Annotated in this window: 10 protein-coding genes; 5 read left to right on the plus strand and 5 right to left on the minus strand. The window is 41.8% G+C overall.

The genetic code is table 11. From position 1 onward, the window contains the following. Together FC98_RS15245 and pgmB are read left to right on the plus strand one after the other, a co-directional pair. A partial coding sequence (locus FC98_RS15245; RefSeq protein WP_235803643.1) for a hypothetical protein occupies positions 1 to 210 on the plus strand: 210 nt, incomplete at its 5' end. 284 nt (positions 211 to 494) lie between these two features. Beyond that, a complete protein-coding gene (gene pgmB / locus FC98_RS13180; protein WP_008858171.1) occupies positions 495 to 1,169 on the plus strand; it encodes a beta-phosphoglucomutase in 675 nt (224 codons plus the stop codon). Here the strand turns inward: pgmB and FC98_RS13185 are convergent. Beyond that, positions 1,151 to 1,519 (minus strand): DUF488 domain-containing protein, encoded by a 369-nt coding sequence (locus FC98_RS13185; RefSeq protein WP_008858172.1) that lies wholly within the window; start codon positions 1,517 to 1,519, stop codon positions 1,151 to 1,153. The genes pgmB and FC98_RS13185 overlap by 19 nt on opposite strands. Positions 1,520 to 1,687: 168 nt before the next feature. Between FC98_RS13185 and FC98_RS13190 the strand changes: the two genes are divergently transcribed. Further along, the gene (locus FC98_RS13190; protein ID WP_040471280.1) at positions 1,688 to 2,314 is read left to right on the plus strand and encodes a DNA-3-methyladenine glycosylase; all 627 of its coding nucleotides are present in this window, start codon (positions 1,688 to 1,690) and stop codon (positions 2,312 to 2,314) included. On the opposite strand, the gene FC98_RS13195 is transcribed toward FC98_RS13190, so the two are convergent. The 3 genes from FC98_RS13195 to FC98_RS15025 form a co-directional block, all read right to left on the minus strand. After that, the gene (locus FC98_RS13195; protein WP_008856380.1) at positions 2,311 to 2,811 is read right to left on the minus strand and encodes a phosphatidylglycerophosphatase A family protein; all 501 of its coding nucleotides are present in this window, start codon (positions 2,809 to 2,811) and stop codon (positions 2,311 to 2,313) included. The two genes, FC98_RS13190 and FC98_RS13195, sit on opposite strands and share 4 nt — an antisense overlap. A 135-nt stretch (positions 2,812 to 2,946) precedes the next feature. Continuing rightward, positions 2,947 to 3,744 (minus strand): type I methionyl aminopeptidase, encoded by a 798-nt coding sequence (gene map / locus FC98_RS13200; protein WP_056949717.1) that lies wholly within the window; start codon positions 3,742 to 3,744, stop codon positions 2,947 to 2,949. Between the two features lie 87 nt (positions 3,745 to 3,831). Then, positions 3,832 to 4,002, minus strand: coding sequence for a hypothetical protein (locus FC98_RS15025; RefSeq protein ID WP_008856382.1), 171 nt, complete (start codon positions 4,000 to 4,002; stop codon positions 3,832 to 3,834). A 589-nt stretch (positions 4,003 to 4,591) separates the two neighbouring features. Between FC98_RS15025 and FC98_RS13210 the strand changes: the two genes are divergently transcribed. Next, positions 4,592 to 4,885: a hypothetical protein gene (locus FC98_RS13210; RefSeq protein ID WP_056949719.1), complete on the plus strand. Its 294-nt coding sequence runs from the start codon at positions 4,592 to 4,594 to the stop codon at positions 4,883 to 4,885. A 47-nt stretch (positions 4,886 to 4,932) separates the two neighbouring features. Next, the gene (locus tag FC98_RS15030) at positions 4,933 to 5,094 is read left to right on the plus strand and encodes a hypothetical protein (RefSeq protein WP_169788698.1); all 162 of its coding nucleotides are present in this window, start codon (positions 4,933 to 4,935) and stop codon (positions 5,092 to 5,094) included. Positions 5,095 to 5,520: 426 nt separating this feature from the next. Here FC98_RS15030 and FC98_RS13215 read toward each other — a convergent pair whose 3' ends face one another. Then, on the minus strand, positions 5,521 to 7,491 hold the full coding sequence (locus FC98_RS13215) for a M13 family metallopeptidase (protein WP_191982010.1): 1,971 nt from the start codon (positions 7,489 to 7,491) through the stop codon (positions 5,521 to 5,523). Between the last annotated feature and the right edge of the window lie 297 nt (positions 7,492 to 7,788).

The following is a 7,788-nucleotide window of genomic DNA, read 5'->3' on the forward strand; positions in this document are numbered from 1 at the left end:
AAAACTATGGGATTTTTGTTAGCGGTGCTTATGTGGAAGTCTCTACCTGGTGCAGCACGTTTCCACAATGTTGCCAAGCCCCCACTTCACCAACACATCACTTCTAAAATTAAACGACAAAACAAAAGAAGCCATGATTTTTCAATGGCTTTTTTGCTATCTATAAGTGGTCTTATCACTCTGGGTGGCTTATCATTAACTTATATTTGATTTTAATTATTATTCCAAAGGACAGCTGCACAAAGCAGAAATCTGCGTGTAAGCACCACAAACAAAAATCCCCAAAACCAGGATTTCTGTTTGTGGAGACTTACACTCCGATTCCTAAGCGCTTTGCTCCGCTCACTTTTAAGGACAGCTGCGTCAGGCAGAAACGGCCACATAAGCACCTTGGCCAAAAATTCCAAAACCGGGAATTCTTGGCCAAGGAGACTTATGTTCCGGTTTCTAATCGCCTGACTCCGCTCACTTTTTAAAATAGGGGATGAATTCTAATGAGCGATTTTGCCAAGATAAAGGGCGTCTTATTTGATCTTAACGGTATCATCACTGACTCGTGGTTATATCATAGTAAGTCCTGGCGTGAAATAGCGACTTCGTTAGGGATTACTTGGAGTGACCAGCTTGAAGAGGCAATTAAGGGGCGTGATCGAATTGACTCGCTTAACGTGATCTTACAATCCGGCGGTCAGTTAGCTAACTTTTCTGAAACTGAAAAGGAAGCCCTGGCAGATAAAAAGAATGCCATTTACCAAACGATGCTGGATAAAATGAATCCAAACGATATTTTACCTGGCATCCGTGAGTTCTTAAATGAACTTCGGAAAAATCATTACAAAATGATCATTGCCTCTGCTTCAGCCAACGCGCCAAAGGAAATTCAAAAGCTGCAGCTGCAATCCTACTTTCCACTAATCGTTGACATTACCAAGCTCAAACATAATAAGCCAGCACCAGACGTCTTTTTAAAGGCCGCCGAAATGCTTGGTTTGAGTAATGATGAATGTATTGGAATTGACGATGGTGTCGTGGGGGTTGAGTCGATCAATGCCGCTCACATGGTATCAATTGGGGTGGGTGACCCTAAAGTTCTCCATAAGGCTGATATCAATTTCACTAGCACTAAGGCGTTAACCCTTGAAAAAATCCATCAGGCTTGGCCAATGTGATCTTCCAGGTATTCTTTGAGGACGACCGCTTGATTATTCTCGCGGTCTTTGGCACCGTAAAGTAAAATGACGTTGCCAGCTTTTAGTTTGTCACTGATGAGTTTGATAAAGGCCGCTGTTTTTTCGTTGCCATTCAGTTCAGCGATATATTTGTCTTGGAATGCTGGGAACTTTTCTGGATCGTGGGAGAACCATGACCGCAGCTCTTTTGATGGGGCAATTTCTTTTTCCCATTCGTCTAACTTAGCGTTAACCTTAGAAATCCCGCGGGGCCAAAGCCGATCAACCAAGATGCGGTAGCCTGAAAGGTCCTGGGGTTTGTCATAAATACGTTCTAATTTAAGTGTCATTCTATCTCTCCTATATTATTTTTTATTAAGGACAACTGCGTCAGGCAGAAACCTACGTATAAGCACCTTGGTCAAAAATTCCAAGCCCGGGAATTCCCGCCCAAGGAGACTTATACTTCAGTTTCTAATCGCCTGACTCCGCTCACTTACCGAAGGGGGTAATTCAGCTTGAGTAAATCTGATCCATTTTATGCCAGTGCACCAACCGATCAATTAACAAAATCAGTGTTGGGGATGTTATTAACGTACGATTCCCCCAAGGGTCGGGTTGGTGGCTGGATTGTTGAAGCCGAGGCCTACATGGGACAGAAAGATTCAGCTGCCCATGCGTTTAAAGGGCGACGAACTGCCTCGAATGAGCCATTGTATGGGCCACCCGGAACCGTTTATATTTATTCGATTCACGGCCGGTATTTACTGGATGTGGCTGCCCAAGAAAAGGATGTGCCCCAAGGAATCCTTATTCGGGCAATCCAACCGACAATCGGTGAGGGAATCATGCTTACTAATCGGAAGAAACCAGGCGTCAGCTTAACTAATGGTCCCGGTAAATTGATGGAAGCATTTGGCATTGCCGATAAGAAAATGAATTTTGAAATTTTTGGTGATGGGCGGTTAAAAATTGATAAGCAACAACGCAAAATGCCCGCCACGATTGCGTCATCTAATCGAATTGGGGTTGCGAATCAAGGTGATTGGGCAACCAAACCACTCAGGTACTTTGTGAAAGGCAATCCATATGTTTCTGGAATCCGGAAGCGTGATGTGGACCAGACACATTTTGGTTGGCGTTAGTTATTGCGGTGGGCGATCTTCGCTGACACCGCGCTGGCAATGGCACCGACAATATCGTCTATAAAGGTATTGGACGTGCCATCTTTTTCTTCATCGAGTTTTTTGACAACACCGCTTTTATCACGATCAACGTAGCCGTAGTTTGTGATGCCAATGGTACCATAGATGTTGGCAATGTTAAGGGCGATCCCTTCATCGACACCGAAGACACCTGAGTCGTTCATAATGATACTTTCCAAGGGTTCTTTCAGTAGTCCCTGGGTTGCTAAGCGGTCGAGTTCAAGACCGACCATCGCATTGTTAAGAACCTCTCGTTTGTGGAGCACGTCAATCGTGTCTTTTTTGACTTCTTCCATGGAGATGTCGGGAATATATTTCTTTTGAAGTTTGTAGGCCATATTAGCAATATCTTCATAAGTAACACCGCGATCTTTCAAGGCGTTTACGACAAAATTGTAAGCGGCAGTGTCTGGAAACCTAAAATCTTTGTTATTCATATTATCAGTCCCTTTATCATTCCTTTATCATTATTATAAGGCAAAATTATTTTTTAACGCATGAGGATACTAAATAAGACTGTGAGCAAAACGCATTGTTTTGTTCCAGCCTTATTTTTTTAATTTTAAATTAGCTTAGTTTAAAAGGTACTTTTTATCGATGCCCGGATCTTGTGAAGTTAAGATCTTTGGACCATCCTTCGTAATTGCCAGGGTGTGTTCATATTGAGCAGATGGGGTACCATCTGCTGAAACGTAATAAGTCCAATCATCCTTCTTATCATAGCGGTCCTTGATTCCCCAGGTACCAGTGTTGACCATGGGTTCGATGGTAATCGTCATGCCTTCTTTAAGTCGGAGGCCTTGACCAGGGACGCCATAGGCTGGAACGTTAGGTGCTTCATGGATGGATGGTTGAATACCATGGCCAATTAACTCACGGACGTCGCCCATGTGATTTTCATCCTCAACGTAGGTCTGAATTGCGGCGCCAATATCACCGAGACGATTACCGATAACGGCTTGATCGATTCCAAGGTAAAGGCCTTTTCTGGTAACATCCATTAGCTTTTTGATTTCATCAGAAACGTCACCAACGGCGTAAGTCCAGCAAGAATCGCTTTCAAAACCGTCCTTGTTAACGCACATATCTACTTTGAGGACGTCACCGTTTTTGAGCTTCAAGCCCTTACGGGGAATCCCGTGAGCAACTTCTTCGTTGATTGAAATACAAGTGGCAAACTTGTAGCCATCAAAGCCCATTTCTGAAGGGTAGGCGTTGTGTTCCTTAATATAACGGCGCGCGAACAATTCAATGTCCCAGGTGTCTAAGCCAGGCTTAATCATCTTGCGAAGTTCCTTATGAACCCCGGCAAGAACTGCACCTGATTCAGCCATCTTTTCGATTTCACGTGGTGATTTTAATGTAATCAATTAATTTACTTCCTTTTATTTGTATTGAACTGGATTCTTAAAGTCTAACTTCTATTAAAACACAAAAAATGGCCCGCCGGCCACTTTTTAACTTATATCGTCGATAATGCCCTTTTGTAAGGCTTCGATGATTAATTTAACTTCTGTGATCTTAGAGTCAACCAGATACTGCATCGTCTCATTCTTATCTTTTTTAGCGGAACTCATTTGATCATTTAAGAACTGTAATTGATTGTGAAGATATTCAGTTAATTTCATGCTATCACCTCACTGGTTTGGTACGCTTTATATATATTATATATCATTAATGCTTTGTTTACATGAAATATATTTCGACAATAACAGTTTACATTGGCCAGGGGGAATTAGCAATTGATTTGCTTTCAGATTGTAATTGTTCTAATGTAGAATATGTTGATTAAGTTCCAATAGATTAGAAGAAATCTTTATCTAATAAATAAAGTCAACGGATTTTTTGAGTGGTTCTGTGATTACCAGTTAATTATCGCGGGATCTTTGATAATCAAGAGTTTAAGGGAGCGTAAATTATGATGTTCAATAGGTACTTTTATAAAAGATTCAAATTTTGGGTCGGTGTTATTATTGCTTATTTGAATCGAACCATTTTTATTCATGTTTCGCCATTGAATATTTTCTGGATTATTGATGTAGCAATATTTATTATGGCGATTTATCTAATTATATCCAACCTAGTAACTACGAGAAAGAATGTAAAAGACGTGAGTGAATAAGTTGATATTTTCGGTGCGACCGTCCAGTTTATTGAACATTAGATAAGCCATGGTCTAAGGTCGAACCATTCTTTGTGAAGGAGGAAAATATCGATATGAACTCAATTGAGAGTATCATTTTAATTGTATTAATTGTGGCATGGGGGATTTATATGGTTGACCCCACCCATAAAGTTTCTCGTTGGGTTGGCTACCGAAGTGAGGGCACGCGGACTTCACTGGTTAACTGGAAGCGGGCGCAAAAAATGTTTTATGGCATATCGATTCCCTTTTTTGCAGTGCTGGTCTTGATTAACTACTTTATACCACTATCAAACTTGGTAGCCGCGTTTATCATTGTTGGATGGGCAGTAGCTATTATGATTATTATAGAAATACACTTAGGATAAATGAATTAAGTTGAAATAATTAAATAAGAGTAGGAAGTGAATAAAAGATGGTTAGCAACATTTGGCTGCGTTGGTTCTTCGTTTGTTTTTATTTTGTGATGGGAATTTTGCTGTTCATGGGAATGAATATGCTTGTCATGTATTTGATGGTGATCGGCATGTTCTTGGAAGCACTGATTAGTTTGGTTGATTATTATGTTAAGAAATAATGGTTTGCTATTATTTGGGATTATCTAATAAAAAAATGACGATCAATCTAGCCTTCGTGGGAAGCAAGATTGATCGTTATTTGATTTAGTATGGTGTGAAAGGGTGTAGCTGTTTAGTGGATCGTTTATTTGGTATGGATTAGGTCTGTTATACCAGGCTCTAACCGCTTGGTTGCACACTCTGATCATAGGACCGCTCCGCAAAGCAGAAAGCTGCACCTAAGCCACTCCATTCAAAAATCCAAGCCCAGGATTTCTGAACGGAGTAACTTAGGCTCCGCTTTCTAAACGCTTTGCTCCGCTCACTAAACGTGCTCAGCACATTAGTTTCCTACACATAACTGAAACCAGTCACCGATCGGAAAAGCGCCGATCAATGCCTGGTTACCAGTTATGCTCCGGAAACTCCCAATGTGCATTCGCACTCTACCAGATTTTCACCCTATCCTCCGGTTTCAAATACATGCCATCGCCAGCTTTAACCTCAAAGGTTGAGTAGAAGTCGTCCAAATTCTTTACCTGGACGTTTGCCCTGAGTTCTGCTGGGGCATGGACATCGATATTGAGTAGAAGTTGTTTGTATTGACTGGTGGCCTTCATTCGCCAGATTTTAGCCCAGTTGATGAAGAAGTCGTATAAGTTATAGTCGGCTTCGTTCTTAGCGGCTTCATTCGCACAACTCAATCCACCAGCATCGGCAATATTTTCCGATACCGTTAACTTGCCGTTAACCTTGCCACTGGCAAATTTGATGCCATCGAATTCCTTGACCATCTTATCAGCTAACTTGGAGAAGTATTCATGATCTTCCTTAGTCCACCAGTTATTTAAGTTACCTAATTCATCGAATAACGACCCATTATTGTCAAAGGCGTGTGAAATTTCGTGGGCAATGACCGCGCCAATCCCGCCGTAATTCTGGCTAGCCGTCTGTTTCAAACTATAGAACGGTGCCTGCAGGATAGCAGCAGGGAAGACAATAATATTCTTAAATGGTTCATAGTAAGCATTCACGGTAGCGGCACTCATTTCCCATTTGGTACGGTCGACTGGCTTGCCCAGTTTGGCAAAATTATCTGCCAGCGCAACTTCACCAATCTTAGTCATGTCATCGAAGAGGGTGCCGCCCTCACTTTCGGGGGTCACTTTAAATTTATATTCCAATTGATCAATATGATCAGGATAACCTACTTGAAGTTCAAGCTTTTGCAACTTCAAGACCGCTTTATCACGGGTTGCTTTCCCTAACCAAGTGTTAGCTTGCAGGCGGTTTTCATAGACGCTGATCATGTTTTTAACCATGTGTTCAACATCGGCCTTGGCTTTTGGTCCAAAGTACTTCTTGGCATAATAGTCACCAATGGTTTGACCAAAGGTGCCAGATGCCAGGTAGAAAGCTGATTTCTTCTGTGGCGTTGCTTCCTTCTTGCCGGAAAGAGCTCGGCTAAATGTTGACCCGGTTTGCCGGAATTCCTCTGATAGGTAACCTGCCGCGGAGGTGATCATGTTGACCAACATGTAATTTTTCATGTCGTTGAACGTGTCTTCATTGGCAATTGAATCAAGTGCTTGGTAATACTTTGGCTCGGTCACAATAATTTGCTCAGGTGCTTTGTCAAAGAGACCAGCAGCGAGTTTATTGAAGTCAAAATGCGCACTTAATTTGGCAAAGTCACTGAAGGCCATTGGGTTATACATTTTACTATAGTCGGCGGACTCTTCAGCTGATTTGACGTGAGGCGCAATTGCGGCATCAAATTTCTTGGCGGATTCAACAATGTCGTCAGCTTCGTTACTACTATAGTCGGCGAGTACTAATAATTGGCTCACCATCTTAGTAAAAATGGGCATTAGTTGCTTGTAAGCTGGATTATTATTTTCGTAGTAAGTGCGATCAGGAAGAAATAAACCAGGAGCGGCAGCGAATAAAGCATTCACCTTGGTATTCTTCATATCAGGCTCCACGCCAAAGCCAATTGGGAGCGGGAATCCTGATTTGACCAATTCAGCTAATTGGTTGTTTAAGTCATCAAAGCTGGAAAGACGCTCGATTTTTTCCAAATATGGTTTAACGGGATTGGCGCCATCAGCATCCCGCTTTTTGAAGTTTCTGGCTAATTCATACAGTTTCAAAAATTCAGCGAAGGGGCCTTCATAAGACTTTTTCGATGCAATAATTTCGTCTAGGTCGCTCATCAATTGCTTATCAATGTTATCATTCAAGTCCATAAAGCCACCAGTTGAAGAGTGGTCGGCCGGAATCTGGGCAGTTTTCTCCCAATTGCCGTTAACGGCTTGATAAAGATCATCCTTCAATAATGTGGTGTTAATTGAATCATTGGTGGGTTGATCGGAACTACCACCAGTTGCTTGGGTTGCGTGAATAAGGTTATCCAAACTGATTCCTCCTTTAAATTGCAAATGTAGATTAGGATAGATGCACAAAGCAGGAATCTGCGCGTAAGTACCTCTAACAAAAATCCCAAACCCAGGGATTTCTGTTAGAGGAGACTTACACTCCGATTCCTAACCGATTTGCTCACTATTACTATGTAACCAGTATACTCAAAATGGAGTAACCAGTATACTCAAAATGGAAAGTGAACTACTCGTCACTAAAGTAACGAGCTTCTAGGAACACCGCGGACTTACCAAGCATCCTCGGAATGTTTAGCAGCGGTTACGGCTATTAAC

It is taken from the genome of Lentilactobacillus kisonensis DSM 19906 = JCM 15041 (assembly GCF_001434135.1).
Classification (GTDB): Bacteria; Bacillota; Bacilli; order Lactobacillales; family Lactobacillaceae; genus Lentilactobacillus; species Lentilactobacillus kisonensis.